The sequence below is a fragment of the Sphingobacterium litopenaei genome (assembly GCF_014692495.1).
GTDB lineage: Bacteria > Bacteroidota > Bacteroidia > Sphingobacteriales > Sphingobacteriaceae > Sphingobacterium > Sphingobacterium litopenaei.
This window is the reverse complement of sequence record NZ_JACOIJ010000010.1, coordinates 60,561-75,360: the sequence shown is the minus strand read 5'-3', so window position 1 is coordinate 75,360 and position 14,800 is coordinate 60,561. Positions and strand designations below refer to the sequence as shown.

13 protein-coding genes are annotated in these 14,800 nt (G+C 36.1%); 6 read left to right on the top strand and 7 right to left on the bottom strand.

Annotated features, from left to right (window positions below; translation table 11 throughout):
• Window positions 1-61 precede the first annotated feature (61 nt).
• On the top strand, window positions 62-622 hold the full coding sequence (locus tag H8B04_RS07330) for a hypothetical protein (RefSeq protein ID WP_190301921.1): 561 nt from the start codon (window positions 62-64) through the stop codon (window positions 620-622).
• Between the two features lie 3 nt (window positions 623-625).
• On the opposite strand, the gene H8B04_RS07325 is transcribed toward H8B04_RS07330, so the two are convergent.
• The 3 genes from H8B04_RS07325 to H8B04_RS07315 all read right to left on the bottom strand — a co-directional run bounded on the left by H8B04_RS07325 (window position 626) and on the right by H8B04_RS07315 (window position 4,003).
• Entirely contained in the window at window positions 626-1,711 is a 1,086-nt protein-coding gene (locus H8B04_RS07325) for an acyl-CoA dehydrogenase family protein (RefSeq protein WP_190301920.1), read from the bottom strand.
• Window position 1,712: 1 nt separating this feature from the next.
• On the bottom strand, window positions 1,713-2,321 hold the full coding sequence (gene pnuC, locus H8B04_RS07320) for a nicotinamide riboside transporter PnuC (protein ID WP_190301919.1): 609 nt from the start codon (window positions 2,319-2,321) through the stop codon (window positions 1,713-1,715).
• A gap of 188 nt (window positions 2,322-2,509) precedes the next feature.
• Window positions 2,510-4,003: a malate:quinone oxidoreductase gene (locus tag H8B04_RS07315; RefSeq protein WP_190301918.1), complete on the bottom strand. Its 1,494-nt coding sequence runs from the start codon at window positions 4,001-4,003 to the stop codon at window positions 2,510-2,512.
• 238 nt (window positions 4,004-4,241) lie between these two features.
• On the opposite strand from H8B04_RS07315, the gene fabG reads away from it, so the two are divergent.
• From fabG to H8B04_RS07290, 5 genes are all read left to right on the top strand, one after another.
• Entirely contained in the window at window positions 4,242-4,985 is a 744-nt protein-coding gene (gene fabG / locus H8B04_RS07310) for a 3-oxoacyl-[acyl-carrier-protein] reductase (RefSeq protein WP_165289775.1), read from the top strand.
• A gap of 79 nt (window positions 4,986-5,064) precedes the next feature.
• Window positions 5,065-6,045: a long-chain-fatty-acid--protein ligase gene (locus H8B04_RS07305; protein WP_165289776.1), complete on the top strand. Its 981-nt coding sequence runs from the start codon at window positions 5,065-5,067 to the stop codon at window positions 6,043-6,045.
• Window positions 6,046-6,475: 430 nt separating this feature from the next.
• Window positions 6,476-7,264 carry a YEATS-associated helix-containing protein gene (locus H8B04_RS07300; protein ID WP_317170648.1) on the top strand — a complete coding sequence of 263 codons (789 nt, stop codon included), beginning with the start codon at window positions 6,476-6,478 and terminating at the stop codon, window positions 7,262-7,264.
• A 274-nt stretch (window positions 7,265-7,538) separates the two neighbouring features.
• Window positions 7,539-8,246: a histidine kinase gene (locus tag H8B04_RS07295; RefSeq protein ID WP_190301916.1), complete on the top strand. Its 708-nt coding sequence runs from the start codon at window positions 7,539-7,541 to the stop codon at window positions 8,244-8,246.
• Between the two features lie 46 nt (window positions 8,247-8,292).
• Window positions 8,293-8,571, top strand: a complete 279-nt coding sequence (locus H8B04_RS07290) for a LytS family sensor histidine kinase (RefSeq protein WP_190301915.1) — start codon at window positions 8,293-8,295, stop codon at window positions 8,569-8,571.
• 63 nt (window positions 8,572-8,634) lie between these two features.
• On the opposite strand, the gene H8B04_RS07285 is transcribed toward H8B04_RS07290, so the two are convergent.
• Genes H8B04_RS07285 through H8B04_RS07270 form a run of 4 tightly spaced genes read right to left on the bottom strand, consistent with a single transcriptional unit; the run spans window position 8,635 to window position 14,797 of the window.
• Window positions 8,635-9,882, bottom strand: coding sequence for a DUF4843 domain-containing protein (locus H8B04_RS07285; RefSeq protein ID WP_190301914.1), 1,248 nt, complete (start codon window positions 9,880-9,882; stop codon window positions 8,635-8,637).
• An 11-nt stretch (window positions 9,883-9,893) separates the two neighbouring features.
• Window positions 9,894-10,091 (bottom strand): hypothetical protein, encoded by a 198-nt coding sequence (locus H8B04_RS07280; RefSeq protein ID WP_165289780.1) that lies wholly within the window; start codon window positions 10,089-10,091, stop codon window positions 9,894-9,896.
• On the bottom strand, window positions 10,081-11,445 hold the full coding sequence (locus tag H8B04_RS07275) for a RagB/SusD family nutrient uptake outer membrane protein (RefSeq protein WP_190301913.1): 1,365 nt from the start codon (window positions 11,443-11,445) through the stop codon (window positions 10,081-10,083). Before H8B04_RS07275 ends, H8B04_RS07280 begins: the two co-directional genes overlap by 11 nt.
• Before the next feature lies 1 nt (window position 11,446).
• Window positions 11,447-14,797 carry a SusC/RagA family TonB-linked outer membrane protein gene (locus H8B04_RS07270; protein ID WP_190301912.1) on the bottom strand — a complete coding sequence of 1,117 codons (3,351 nt, stop codon included), beginning with the start codon at window positions 14,795-14,797 and terminating at the stop codon, window positions 11,447-11,449.
• Window positions 14,798-14,800: the final 3 nt, after the last annotated feature.

Here is a 14,800-nt window from a genome sequence, read left to right as displayed (position 1 = left end):
GACAAAATTATTGTTTTTAATTTTTAAATAATTAAATTGCTAACCAATTTAATTAACCTACATGAATTTACAAACTATAATTACCGTTTTAGGCATTATCGCTGTTTCACTTTGGATACGTACCTATGCTAAAAAGAAAGGCAATGAAGTCATTATGTTATCTAATGATAAAAGACAATTAAAACCACACATCATTTATGCTATATGCGGTTATATATGCTTGGTTATATTTTTGGGTTTATTAACTGCATTTATTTACTCTGGTTTTGAAACTACAACCAATTATAAAGAAACATATATGACAAGTACTTTAGTGTACAGTGTATTATTTATGTTTTTAGTTTTTGGAATTTATAGCTTACTTTATTTCTACAATCATAAAGTTGTATATGATTCAAATGAAATTATTGTACATAGTGCTTTCAAAAACTGTAAAATAATAAAATGGAAAAATATTAATGACGTAACATTTAATGCAGGTATGAATGAATACACTTTTCGTACATCAGAAAATACAAAAGTAAAAGTCAGCAGCTTGTTTTATGGATTAAATGATTTTAAAAGCGAATTGAAAAATCATAACCCATTTATTGAAGAAAAAATTCAGAGCTTAAATAAATAAGTTTTACCCTTCCAAATTCAATAAACTGTGTTGCGTAGCCGTAAAGATGTTACGAAAAACGATGTTTAGCTCATTGTCTTTTTGCGCTCCCGAAATTCCTACCAAAGGAAATAGTGTAATTACCGCTTCTCTGATTTCACGAACCATTCTTCTTGATTCCTTTGCTATTTCCGTTAACAATTCTGCAGAGATATTTTCTGCATCTTCCGAAACTTGGTTCCAAAGCTCTTGGATTAAAGCCTCTGCTTTTTGCTCATACTTTTCAGCTAATTGCTGATAGCTATCGACCTGACGAAAACGTGTTTTGCTGTACTTCTCTGCCCAATCTAGATTGTTGGACTTATCAAAAAAGTACTTTTCGACCAAATCCAAAAAGCGCTTGTACATTCCCAAATAATTAGGAAGCAAAGTCAATTCTGCAAAGGTCATAAAAGGAATTTTGTAAAGCGTACTCTCTACTTTACGTTCCGAAGGTTTCAGCTCAAAAGCATACGCTTTATCTACCGCTACATTATCCAGCGAAAAGCTATGTGAAGCCGTACATTCCAAACCAAACGTATCCCAATCGTAATGAATCAACACATGCTCTTTCGGAACGAAAAAAGAATAAATCACCGATTCGCCTTGTTCATTTACGCACTGGATTTCGCCATCGTAAATAAAAGCATTCAGGGTGAAATGTGTCAAATGCGGTGCTCCTGTAGCATATTGCCACACCCCCGTAAGGTGATATTTTTCGCCGTCAAAAATAGCTTTACCATTCGCTCTTCCACTCCCACCAAAACATACTTTTGGATTAATAAAAACTTCCTTTGCCAATGAGGGATTGATAAAACCAGCAAACATATTCGCTCCTGAACAAAGTGTTACTGTCCACGCAAAGCCTCCGTCCCAACACGCTAAATTCTTAATTAACTTAAACCCATCTATTAAACTCAAACCCAACCCTTTGTATTCTTTCGGAACCCAAATATTAAACCAATTGTTTTTGTAAATTAAATCCAATTGGTGGGGTACCAATTGCTTCGCTTGAATAGATTTGGATTGTGCATCGCGGATTACGGCTATAGTCTGTTCGTCTAGTTGCATGTTAAGAAAGTTTAGCTTCAAGTTTCATAATTCTAGCCCATTTGAAATAACCAAAAACGGCTACAATAAACAGGAAAGTAGTAAGTAAGGCAAATAAATATAAGTCTTTGTGAATTAATAAAGGAATAGCAAAAGCATTGCTAATGTTGAGCAAAATCCAGTTTTCAATTTTGCGTCGAGCCAATAACCACATACCTGCCCAAGCCGTACAAGAAACCCAAGCATCCCAAATAGGCACATCCGAATCGGTCACGTATATTAAAAAGAAATACAGTATCGCAAAAGCACCTACAACAATCCCAATAACCGTTGTCCATTCTCGGGAAGAACAGGAAGTAATAGGCTGATCGCTTGCTTCTTTATTGGTTTTCCAATACCACCAACCGTATATACTCATGACGAGATAATACATATTTAAAGCGATATCCGCATAAAGTTTCGCTCCAAAAAGCACATACATACCCGAAACAATTCCTAAGATTCCAAAAAGGTAATTGGAAACTTTGTTGTTTTTGCTCAGTAATACTTGGATAATGCCACAGAGGACAGAGAATCTTTCTAACCACGAAGTAGCTTGAAAGGCTTGAATTATTTGGTCTATAATTTCCATTTAAGTGCGTTAAAATAATTTAAAACTACACTTACGGAAATGCTTTGATAGCTTTTAGAAATTAATCCCTACGCCAGCATTACCTGGATCAGGTTCCTTCCGATAGACGGAATTGGGTATAATCTCAGCTTAAAAAGTAGAGCCTTACGGCTCTACTCTAGCACCCCATAAGTTTCTTTACTTATATATTAATCCATTTTCAATACGCGTTGCGAATGCTCGCGAACTTGCGCACAAAGTTCTGGATTGTCATTCAATGATTGACCCCAAGAAGGAATCATCTCACGAAGTTTATTTTTGTATTCTGTTGATTTGGCTCTTTCAGGGAAACATTTTTTCAATAATTGAATCATGATAGCCACTGAAGTCGAAGCACCAGGAGAAGCACCTAATAAAGCAGCGATAGAACCATCTGCACTTGAAACGACTTCTGTTCCGAATTCTAACACACCACCATGTTTAGGATCTTTTTTAATAACCTGTACACGTTGACCTGCTTTTTCGATAACCCAGTCTTCCATTTTTGCTGTAGGCATGAATTGTTTCAAAGACTCTAATTTGTCTTTTGGTTTTTTCATCACCTCCGTAATCAAATATTTAGTTAAATCTAAGTTGTCCAAACCTGCTGACAACATCGGTTTGATGTTTGACAACTTAATAGAAGCTGGTAAATCGAAGAATGAACCTTGTTTCAGGAATTTAGTGGAGAATCCTGCATAAGGACCGAACAATAATGCTTGTTTACCATCGATATAACGTGTATCCAAGTGAGGTACAGACATCGGAGGAGCACCTACAGATGCTTTACCGTATACTTTCGCTTGGTGTTGTTTGATGATTTCTTCATTTGTACATCTCAACCATTGACCACCTACAGGGAAACCACCGTAACCATTAGCTTCAGGAATACCTGATTTTTCTAACAATAATAAAGAGTGACCACCTGCACCGATGAATACAAATTTCGCTTTGATTTCGCGTTTATCACCAGTTTTAAGGTCTTTTACTTCTACTTCCCAACAGCCATCATCTTCACGATCGATATCTTTTACTTCTTGATTAACCGAAATATTAATGTTTTTCTTTGTAGAAAGATGCTTAATTAAATCTCTAGTCAATGCACCGAAATTCACATCCGTACCGATATCCATTTTTGTAGCAGCGATAGGTTCATTACCTGTTCTACCTTGCATCATTAATGGAACCCATTGCTCTAACAACGTCTTGTCTTCCGTATATTCCATACCTTTGAACAACGTTTGTTTAGTCAATGCTTCGTAACGTGTTTTTAAGAATTTCACGTCATTCTCGCCAAATACCGCACTCATATGAGGCACTTTGCGAATGAAGTGTTCAGGATTTTGAATAACCCTTTTTTCAACCAAATATGCCCAAAATTGTTTCGAAATCTCGAATTGTTCTGCAATTTTGATGGCTTTATCAATTTTTACTGAACCATCAGCTTGTTGAGGCGTATAGTTCAATTCACATAAAGCAGAGTGACCTGTTCCTGCATTATTCCATGCATCCGAACTTTCAGCTGCTACAACGTCCAAACGCTCTAAAATCTCAATATTAATATCAGGATTTAACTCATTGATCAATGTACCTAGAGTAGCACTCATGATACCCCCACCAATTAGCACTACATCAACTTCTGATTTTTGTTTTTTCTTGCCCATGACTAGTATTAATTCCAACAAAATTAACATTCATAAATCTTTCTAACGAATGATTTTGTCAATTTATACTCATATAGTTTGAAATTTTTTAACAAAAAGTCAATCTTGGTTCGGAAATGAAATTCACTGTCATTTTTTAATAAATTACTACAATTTCAAAATTTGTGTATTTTTGTTTTTAACTCCAAAATGAAGGAATCTTCATCAGAGGTAAAATTGAAACTATAAAAATTGCTATATGAAATTATTAGAGGGAAAAACAGCTTTAGTAACCGGTGCTTCTAAGGGAATCGGTCGTAAAATCGCAGAAGTATTTGCTCAACACGGCGCTAATGTGGCTTTCACATACCTTTCATCTGTAGAAAAAGGTCAAGCTTTGGAGCAAGAACTACAAGCTTTCGGTACTAAAGTCGTGGGTTATCGCTCAGATGCTTCAAAATTTGATGAAGCAGAAAAATTAATTAATGACATCGTTGCTGATTTTAGCACTATCGATATCGTCGTTAATAATGCAGGTATTACAAAAGATGGTCTTTTGATGCGTATGACAGAAGAAAACTGGGATGATGTGATCAATGTAAACTTGAAATCTATCTTCAACGTAACGAAAGCTGCTTCTAAAGTTATGATGAAAAACCGTAAAGGTTCATTTATTAATATGTCTTCGGTGGTTGGTATCCAAGGTAATGCAGGTCAAGCGAACTATGCAGCTTCTAAAGCAGGTATCATCGGTTTCACTAAATCGGTAGCTAAAGAATTAGGTTCTCGTAATATCCGTGCAAACGTGATTGCTCCAGGATTTATCCGTACAGAAATGACTGACGTATTAGATCCGAAAGTAGTAGCAGGTTGGGAAGCTGGTATTCCATTGAAACGTGCGGGTTCTACAGACGATATCGCGAATGCTTGTTTATTCTTAGCTTCTGACTTATCATCATACATCACAGGACAAACATTGTCAGTAGATGGTGGTATGGTATAATAAAATATTATTGTAATAAAACGATTGGAAGCGTCTCGAGTAATTTGAGACGCTTTTTTTATGCTTATATTTGCACACTATGATAGCTAAAGAAAGTGTTTTTTCTATTCAGAATGAAGAAGATTTCAATCGTGTTGCCTTAGAAGTTTTCCAATATCAATTTGAAAACAATAAAGTCTACCAACAATATGTACGCAATCTGCATATAGACACTTCAGCTATCAGCCATTATAGTGAAATTCCTTTTCTACCGATTCAATTCTTCAAAACACAAAAGGTGTCGACGCTAGATAGTATGCCACAAATTACTTTTACCAGTTCGGGTACTACAGGAATGATCAACAGTCAGCACCATGTGTACGACTTGGAATGGTATGAAATGAGCTTTCGTAAAGCTTTTGAACAGTTCTATGGTAGTATCAAAGATATTGCAGTATTAGCGTTGCTTCCATCCTACTTAGAACGTGAAGGTTCTTCGTTAATCTATATGGTGAATGATTTGATTCAAGCCTCGCAACAGCCCGAAAGCAATTACTTCCTGTATAATCACGATGAACTGTATGCGACTTTGCAACAATTACAAGCCAAAGGCACAAAGACATTATTAATAGGTGTCACCTATGCCCTATTGGATTTTGTTGAGAAATACAAAGTCGACTTTCCTGAATTAATCGTTATGGAAACGGGCGGTATGAAAGGAAAACGCAAAGAAATGATTCGCGAAGAACTGCATCATATTCTTTGTACTGGTTTTGGTGTATCCGCTATTCACTCCGAATACGGCATGACCGAACTATTGTCACAAGGTTACTCTAAAGGTCAAGGTCTCTTCCAAACCCCAAAATGGATGAAGATATTAATCCGTGACACCAACGACCCGCTGACCTTAATCCCAAACAGCAATACGGGAGCTATTAATGTCATTGATTTAGCGAATATACATTCTTGTTCCTTTATAGCTACACAAGATTTAGGCAAAATATACCCCGACCAATCTTTTGAAATCCTAGGCAGATTCGACAATGCAGATATTAGAGGTTGTAATTTGTTAGTGCAGTAGATTTACAGCTCCATCTACGCTATTGTTTAACAATAAAGATTAAACAACTAGTTTAATTAACAACTCAAGAAAGTATAGTTTCGCTACACAAAACTCTACAGCTGATTAAACAATTATTTTGTTCGCTATATGTGAAATAGAAACAAAATAAATATGTGAAAACTAATAATATACAATAGTTATAAATGAAATACTACTATAAGGATGATTTAGCGAAGCATTTTTGTATATTAGTTTTCGTAAAACCAATTGTTGTAGGCAATTGACAAACTATTCTAAATCAACTAAACATGGACTGCAAAATGGACACCCACTTATTTATAATCATTGGCATTATGGTTGCCAGCGGTTAGTTCGGCGGTTACCTCAACTACTTGCATAATTTTGATACTCACGAGAAGGATGGAAAGGATAAACTCGCAAAGCTTAAATATATTCTATTAGGTATCGGTGCGGCTTATTAGTCCCTGCATTTCTCAAAATGATTTCCAGCAATCTTGTTAGTAGTCAAGACAACAATGACTACTTGATATTTGCTGGTTTCTGCTTAATCGCTTCAATTTTCTCTCGAAGATTTATCACTACAATTGGAGAGAGAATATTAGAAGCTGCTAAGAAGGCTGAAAAAACAGCGCAAGAGAGCAAGCAAAAAATTGAAAATACGCAACTTGAACTCTTCTCCGCCAGAGAAAGAATTGAAGATGTAAAGCTTGCCGTTGATTTAAAAAACTCTGAGAATACTGTCACCGAGTGCACTAATAATACTCAGAAAGATATTTTATTGGAGCTTGCAGACAACTACATCTCCAAAACTAGTGTTCCCGATTATAGTGAAAGGTTGAAGCTGAAGGCAGAACTAGGTAGAAAAATGGGAGAAATAATAGTTCGAAATAATCTACCAAAAGATGAGTTACTATCTAATCACCATTCTGAAGGAATGTTATTAGCACTGTCATACTCGGTTCAACTTAAGCCTAACGAAACAGGCTTGGATTTGCTTATTAGCATTGCAAAATACGCTTCACAGCTCTACACTAAATATTCGATTCTTGTTTCTTTTGACACGCTAGCAAGAAGCAGTTATATAAGCCCAAATCAAGTTAAAGAAGTGAGTGATATAGTCAAGGCTTTCAGAACTCATGCGGACAGACCTTTGCTTAGAAAAATTCATGATACCTTAAATATTTTGAGTTTCATTGGACCTCTTGATGACGAGTAAATGCCTACAACAGTGCATTGGCAATATGGCGGGTTGACGAATATACTCTCAACTTTTTGTTCTCTATTCAGCTTCTGTTTCGGCAGACGAATAGAGCCTAGCAGCAGAATTAACAATAGGCTTCTGTAGCTTTAATTAACAGCGGCAACAGCGGACGGAACACAGAATACCACCACATCGCCAATTCTTCAACGTTAAAAAAAGCTTATTAAATTTCAATAAAAAACTTCCCGCAACAGACTGACCATTAACAATTAAGCTATATCTTTGAAATATGAAAAACATATTGAGGATATTTTTTATAATTTGTTTTTGGTTAGGGCTTTATTACATCGTTATTACCCAATTTAATACCATTGGAAAAATAGATCACGAACATAGTAATTTCAAAGGAATACTATTTTTCGGGATGCTGATGAATGCATTGTTATTTCATGGTATTGTACATTATTGGATTCCTCGAAACTTCAAATATGATACTTTAGGAAAATCAATCTTACAGCTTTTAGCGATATACCTTTTTATTACAGCGATTGAATGTCTTGTAGATTATATTTTTATTCCAATAGAAACTAAAGACCTCAATTTCTTTCTTGAAATTGTGATAATAAACTTCGCAGCAAACTTCATCTATTTACTTGCCGGCTCATTAATTGGATTAACGATCTTATGGTTGAATAACGAACGTAAAAATCAACTATTGATTCAAGAAAATTTAAAGACACAAATCAAATTCCTAAAGAGTCAGATCAATCCACATTTTCTATTTAATGTACTGAATACAGCGTATGCTAGCGCTAAAATAAATAAAGACAATACCACGGCAGACATCATTATGGATTTGTCCGAAATGATGCGCTATATGCTTTATGAAAGTGACCAAAAATATGTTACTATAGATAAAGAACTAGATTATATTAAAAGTTACCTCGAACTAGAACGCAGAAGATTACCTGAAGTATCAACAAAATATTCATTATAATTTCAATATCAACAAGGATAATCAATTGAAGATAGCACCTATGGTTTTGATACCTTTTATTGAAAATGCTTTCAAACATGGTAGAGTCGACATCTCCCCTGTTTCGATTGATATTCAAGCGACATTAAGCACTACGAATGTACTTACATTGACTGTAAAGAATATTAAAAATCCATATAAAACAACGCGAAAAAACTCAGGTGGTATAGGTATGAATAATGTGAAAGAAAGACTTAATCTATTATATCCTAATAAGTATGCTTTAGACATCCAATCGGATGAAGAAACCTACCAAGTTAAGTTAGAATTGACATTAAATACTTGATAGTTTATAAAAAAAGGCAGAACATGAGTTCTGCCTTTTATTTTTCTAAGTTAAAACCTTAGCTTATTTTACTTTTGTAAAGTGGTAACGTAATGGTGCGAAACGCATAGCTGGGCTGTCACCAAATGATTTGTATATATCGTACGTGTTTTTCAAGAAATCAGTTGGTTCGAAATCAAAGATAGTTACTTCTAAAGTTTCTACACCGTCATTTGTAGTAAAAACACGGAAACCAATTTGCGCTTCGCGTTCTGCTACATTCGTAGCCGAGAATTTCACATTTGCCAAAGCTTTGACTACCAACATTTGAACTCTTGGGTATCCAGCCTCTTCTTGTAATCTTTCAGCAACCTCACCTAAATTGATTAATTTAGAATCTCTAAAATAATTTTTAAGGTCACTTGTCAAGGCTGTTGTCAAACCTTCTTCGTTGAAGACTAATTTGTCAGTAGCAGCACCTTTAGCTAATTTCGTTAAATCATCCACACCGAAGTTATTCATTGTTTTCCACCAATCTTCGTTTGTGAAAGCTGCGTATTTCCACTCACCTACTAATTTATCGTATAGGCTACCGAAAATTACTACTGAAGCTTTATCAAAGTTACCTGGTTTCAAGATGAAAGGAACTTGTTTTAATTTTAATACTACTTGCTCTTTACCAGCCTCTTGTTTGATTAAATCCAATTTCAAAGTTCCTTTGCTTTGCCCAGCAGGAATAGTGATTGTTTTACCATTGCTGAATTTGAAGTGCTCACCTTCTACCGCTGTAGATGAAGGATCTACTTCTACTTCAAAAGTTAATGCTTCTTCTGTAGTGTATGCACCTGAAATTTTGCTCAATTGCAATACCACATCCGAAGATTGCGTCATAGTGTAGTTTTCTTTGTCAAAAGAGTAGATTACAGTGTTGGAAATATCCACACCAACTGAAGCTTTTGACAAACCTAAAGTAGCAAAAGACGCAGGAGCCAATGTAAGATCAAGCTTTGTGTCTTCTGTAATAGATTTTAAAAATTTCACCACGACAGTTGCTTCGTTGCTACCATTAGCAAAAGTGAATTTTTTAGCGGAAAGCGTGTAGTCCACACCTTCTACCAAACCACCAGAAACTGTAAAATCAACAGATTGATTGTTTGCGAATGGTGCTGTAGAAACCACTTTTACTACCGCTTCATTGTTGAAATCTAAACCATACACCTCTTTTGCAAAAGCAACAACAGGTAACTGCACGGTTTCATCTTTCGAGCACGACGTCAATAAAGTCGCAACGGCTACAAATGCCAATAAAATGGCTGAAAATTTAGTTTTCATAAAATTATTAATTATAGTTTATTGTATTCTTCACGTTGTTGATTCACCAATTCACGTTCTTCTTCCGATAGAAAAACAGGATCTGGCGCTCTGTATTCCCGAATAAAAGTCTCCGATGGCGGAGGAACTTCATTTGGTTTTTCACATGCTGATAGGATCGTAACGCATCCTAAAACAGCGACACATTTCAATATTTTATTAAAATTCATATCCTTCATTTTGAATGAGTCCAGGTGTTAATTCCACGTCGCGGCGAGGCAATGGAAAGGTGTACATGTATTTTTTAGTAGTGTATTTAAGACCGTTGTTGGCTACCCAAAATTCTGGTCTACCGTTTCTTTTTAACTCGTAGAAACGATCACCTTCACCATGCAATTCTTTTCTTCTTTCATTTAGAATAGCCGTAATTAAAGGTGTCAACGGTTTTCCATTCACATCTACTTTAATGTTTCCAGAAGAAGTTTCAGTTGGCAAGGTTGCCAACGTGTAAGGTTGGAAGTTAGTTATGCGGTTTTGACGTAAAATGTTTAGCCATTTTAAAGCTTCGTCCGTATTCCCCAAATGCGCGTTTGCTTCTGCTAAGACCAACACAAATTCTGCTGAACGCACCTTTCCTACAAATAGCTTTTGATTTACGCGTTTGCTATTTGTCGTGATGGCATACCGTACATCATTTCCTTTCTCCGTGAAAGCTTCCACAAAGTCTTTGCTTAATGGACGATTCTTAATCACAGCTTGGCTGTTGATAAATTCTGCAGAAGTGCTAAATGAGAATAAATAAGAACGTAACAAGACATTCGCTTCTTTATTATTTTGAGATTGGATCATGGAAGCATATTCTAAACCTTTTACCAATGGATGACGGTCGACAATTTCAGCTGACAAGTCAATTGCTTTTTGCCATTGCTTAGTCCAGAAATAATATTTTGCATAATAAGCTTTAATTACATCCTCGGTGTATCGGTAGATTTCATCTGAAATATCATAGCTCAATGCTTTATCAAAATCACTTTCAATTAAAGATTTCACGGCACCATATGAAGCACGTATGGGGCGTTCTTCCATATCAAAATCGACTACGATAGGCACACCTAATTGTGTATCATCTGCAAATGGCTCACAAAAATCACGTAATAAAAAGAAATAAGCTATTGCACGCATCGTGTAAGCTGTACCCATCACATTCTTTTCTTCAGCAGATTGTACCGAAGGCAGGTTATTGATAATGATGTTGGCATCACGAATGACCTCATATAATTTTTGGTAACGTGTTTGCTTATTGCTTAGCTGACCACCGATATACATTTGCAAGGTACTCCCCCCTGGTTGTGTCAACGTAGCATTGAAATTATCTGTAATGGATTCAATAGCGACTAAAGCAGAAGCATTTTCTATCAATACATGATCTTCTCCATTATCGATACTGTTAAGATGTTTGTGAAGAATAGAAGCAAATTCTTCAGAACTTTTAGGAATAGCTTTACCATAAGTTTTTACTTCTAAGTAGTTATCACAACTACTGAAAAGTAAAACTGCTAAAGCCAGCATACATATTTTTCTCATATTAAAAACCAATATTTAGACCAAATGAAAATGAACGTGTCAATGGATACACTGCTCCAGGAGTTTCTGGATCGATACCATCATAATTTGTAATGGTGAATAAATTCGAAGTAGAAAAATTAAAGCCCATACTACTTAATCTTATTTTCTTAACTACCTCATCTTTCAAATTATAGCCAATATGAATTGAACCCACACGTAGGTATGACACGTCTTTCAACATAGAAGCTCTCGTGATGGTACTGCTCGTAGGATTAGTCATGGATAGTCCAATAGGTGCAGCGAAATGGTCGATCAAACGCGGATAGTCACTTATTGAAGGATTATCTTGGAACCACACTTGTGCACGATCTCTAGGAATATTCAAATGGTGCAAATATAAATCATTGTAACTTGTAGGAATGGTTTCACGCGCATCAGAATTTGTCGTAGAAATGGTACTGTAATTCGTTTGCGGATTAACTTCATCCACAATTTTGCTATTCAATGTAAAGTTTCCACCAACAGACATTGTCCATTGTTTATAGGAAACTGAAGTGCTAAAACCACCAGTTAATGGCGCATCAGAAGTTCCTACATAGAACACGTAATTAGCTGCATCGCGCAAATCAGCATTCGAAGTGATAACTGCATCTGGACGTAACTGATATTTGTAAATACCCGTTGCTGGATCAATACCTATCACTTTTCCAGTGAAAATACTGTTCAACGGATAACCTTCTTGCTGACCAGCTGTGGTATTTGCCGTGCCCGTTGGCGTCGAGAATTTTAACAGTTTGTTACTGTTATGAGCTGCGTTAGCGGAAGCTGACCAAGTAAAATCTTTCTTTTTGATTATTGTACCATTCAACGAGAACTCTATACCTGAATTTTGTACTTTAGAGGTATTGTAACGTTGGGAAGTAAAACCAGTAGTTGAAGGAACAGCCAATGATGTTACTAAGTCCGTACTTGTTCTCGTATAATATTCTACTAAACCGCTAATTCTATTTTTGAATAATCCAAAATCAGCTGCAATTTTATTATCCTGTGTCTTTTCCCAACGCAAATTCTTGTTTGGCGCATTGCTAATTACACCAATACGGTAGTAATCATCATACGTTTTACGGAATGATGTCAAATAATCCATAATCAATTGCGGAGATACCTGACGATTGACATTACCTGTATACCCTGTAGCCGCTTTGATCGTAAATCTATTGACTACAGGTTTTATTGTTTCAAAGAAATTTTCTTCATCTACATTCCAAGAAAAACCTGCAGACCATGTCGGATTGAACTGTTGATCGGAACCAAAATTATTGGAACCATCTGTTCTTGCCGTCAGACTTAAGGTATATTTACGATTGTAATTATAGTCAGCCGAGAAATAAAAAGAAGCAAAAGCATCTTCTGTACGTGTTTGTCCCGATAAGGCATCCACAATCGCTGCATAATTTATTAAGTCGTTATAATTAACCAGGTCATTGATTTTTGGAGGAACAGGCATAGATGCATTTCCGGTTACCTCATCGTAGCCATAGCGCTTACTAAAAACAGATTTAGCACGTTGTGAACGAATTTCAGAACCCACTAAGGCAGATATACGATTGTTGCCTTTTAGGAAGTTTCCAACTTCAAATTGTCCACGCAACATGTAACTGTTGTTTACCGATGATGTTTGTGTGATCGAGGAATAGGTTCTTGTAGACAAATAACCATCGAAACTTAATCTATCTCGGAAAGCTGCATTGGAATTTTTACCATTAACGTTGTCCGATTGATTATTCGTATAAGAATATGATCCCATTCCCGAAAAGGAGAATAGATTCGAAATCTTATATCTTAAGTTAGTCGTTACCGATCCAGAATAGTTGTCCGAAACATTAGAGGTTTCGTTGATTTCGCGCAGTATATTAAAACCATTTGGTGGTGTATAAATATCATAACCTCCTCCATTAGCTTCTTTCAAACTATAAAATGTACGATCCGCTCTATAGCTTCCATCTTCATTATAGGGCTTTTCGTACGGATTCGCGAAATAAGCGTAACGGAATAAATCCTGATTTACAGAAGGAGATTTAGACTTTTGACCCGTGAAGTCCAAATTCACCCCGATTTGCAAACGGTCATTTGGTGTAATATCTAATTTAGAAGCAATATTATATCGGTCGTGCAATGTCTTTTGCACTAAACCATTATTGTTTCCATAACCCGTAGAAATGTAATATCGGTTTCTTTCATTACCTCCAGAAAAACTTAAATAATGATTTTGAGACCAAGAATTTTGGAACAATTCATCAAACCAATCCGTGCTTGTCAATGTAGCTTCTTGGAGAATAGCTTCTTGTTGATCGGGCGTTAGACCTGCAAACTCTCCTACACCTCCTCTAACTAAACCCACCAAGCCTAGTTTCGGATAATGTGTGCTATTCAAGAATCCTTGCTGCGAATATCTATCCCACAATTCTTTCTCCCAAGCAATTTTTTCCGAAGAATTCATCAAACCTAACGAACGTTGAGGTTTGGCATTCATCGAAAAATAATTGGAATATGTAGTTTGCATACGCCCAGCTTTACCACGTTTAGTCGTTACTACGATTACACCTCCAGCAGCTCTTGAACCATAGATTGCTGCCGCAGAAGCATCTTTCAATACCGTAACACTTTCAATATCATTTGCATTGATTCCTGCTATACCTCCGGAGAAAATAGCATTGAAATCTCCTGCTTTTATTTGTGAAGAGCTGATAGTAGGAATATCTTTTTGTAAAGGTACACCGTCGACTACCCATAATGGCTCCGCATTACCCGTAATCGTATTTGTACCACGGATGCGGATTTCAGCAGATTCTCCCGGTCTTCCAGACAATGATTTGATGATTACCCCCGCTACCTTACCTTGCAATAATTTATCGACGTTGAACAAAGGTTGATCTTTCAACAATTCCCCATCTACTACAGCTACTGAACCTGTAGTACGTCTTGTCGTCGTGGTATTATAACCAGTTACCACCACTTCACCGACATTGATGTCATACGCCAGAAGACGAATACGTATAGGTTTTTCATTCTGAACCGTCAGTTCTTGAGGTATCATCGTAATAAAAGACACCTTGAACTTCTCTCCTTTGGCAGCTTTAATTTCAAAATAACCTTCATTATTTGTCATGACCTGCTTTCCATTGGCAAGTGTAATTGTTGCACCACCAATGGCATTATTAAATTCGTCAGTCACATACCCCGAAACATTTAGTTGCTGATTAGATGACTGCGCATAAATACCTAAAGGAGTAACAGTTAATGTTCCTCCCAAAGCTGGTAACAACCAAAGATTAGGTATAAGAAATTTGTACTTAAATTTTCTTAACATTAT

Bases quoted from the DNA above. Each gene is read 5' to 3' on its own strand.
- H8B04_RS07330 (WP_190301921.1), top strand. From the start codon at position 62: ATGAATTTACAAACTATAATTACCGTTTTAGGCATTATCGCTGTTTCA.
- H8B04_RS07325 (WP_190301920.1), bottom strand. From the start codon at position 1,711: ATGCAACTAGACGAACAGACTATAGCCGTAATCCGCGATGCACAATCC.
- pnuC (WP_190301919.1), bottom strand. From the start codon at position 2,321: ATGGAAATTATAGACCAAATAATTCAAGCCTTTCAAGCTACTTCGTGG.
- H8B04_RS07315 (WP_190301918.1), bottom strand. From the start codon at position 4,003: ATGGGCAAGAAAAAACAAAAATCAGAAGTTGATGTAGTGCTAATTGGT.
- fabG (WP_165289775.1), top strand. From the start codon at position 4,242: ATGAAATTATTAGAGGGAAAAACAGCTTTAGTAACCGGTGCTTCTAAG.
- H8B04_RS07305 (WP_165289776.1), top strand. From the start codon at position 5,065: ATGATAGCTAAAGAAAGTGTTTTTTCTATTCAGAATGAAGAAGATTTC.
- H8B04_RS07295 (WP_190301916.1), top strand. From the start codon at position 7,539: ATGAAAAACATATTGAGGATATTTTTTATAATTTGTTTTTGGTTAGGG.
- H8B04_RS07285 (WP_190301914.1), bottom strand. From the start codon at position 9,882: ATGAAAACTAAATTTTCAGCCATTTTATTGGCATTTGTAGCCGTTGCG.
- H8B04_RS07280 (WP_165289780.1), bottom strand. From the start codon at position 10,091: ATGAATTTTAATAAAATATTGAAATGTGTCGCTGTTTTAGGATGCGTT.
- H8B04_RS07275 (WP_190301913.1), bottom strand. From the start codon at position 11,445: ATGAGAAAAATATGTATGCTGGCTTTAGCAGTTTTACTTTTCAGTAGT.
- H8B04_RS07270 (WP_190301912.1), bottom strand. From the start codon at position 14,797: ATGTTAAGAAAATTTAAGTACAAATTTCTTATACCTAATCTTTGGTTG.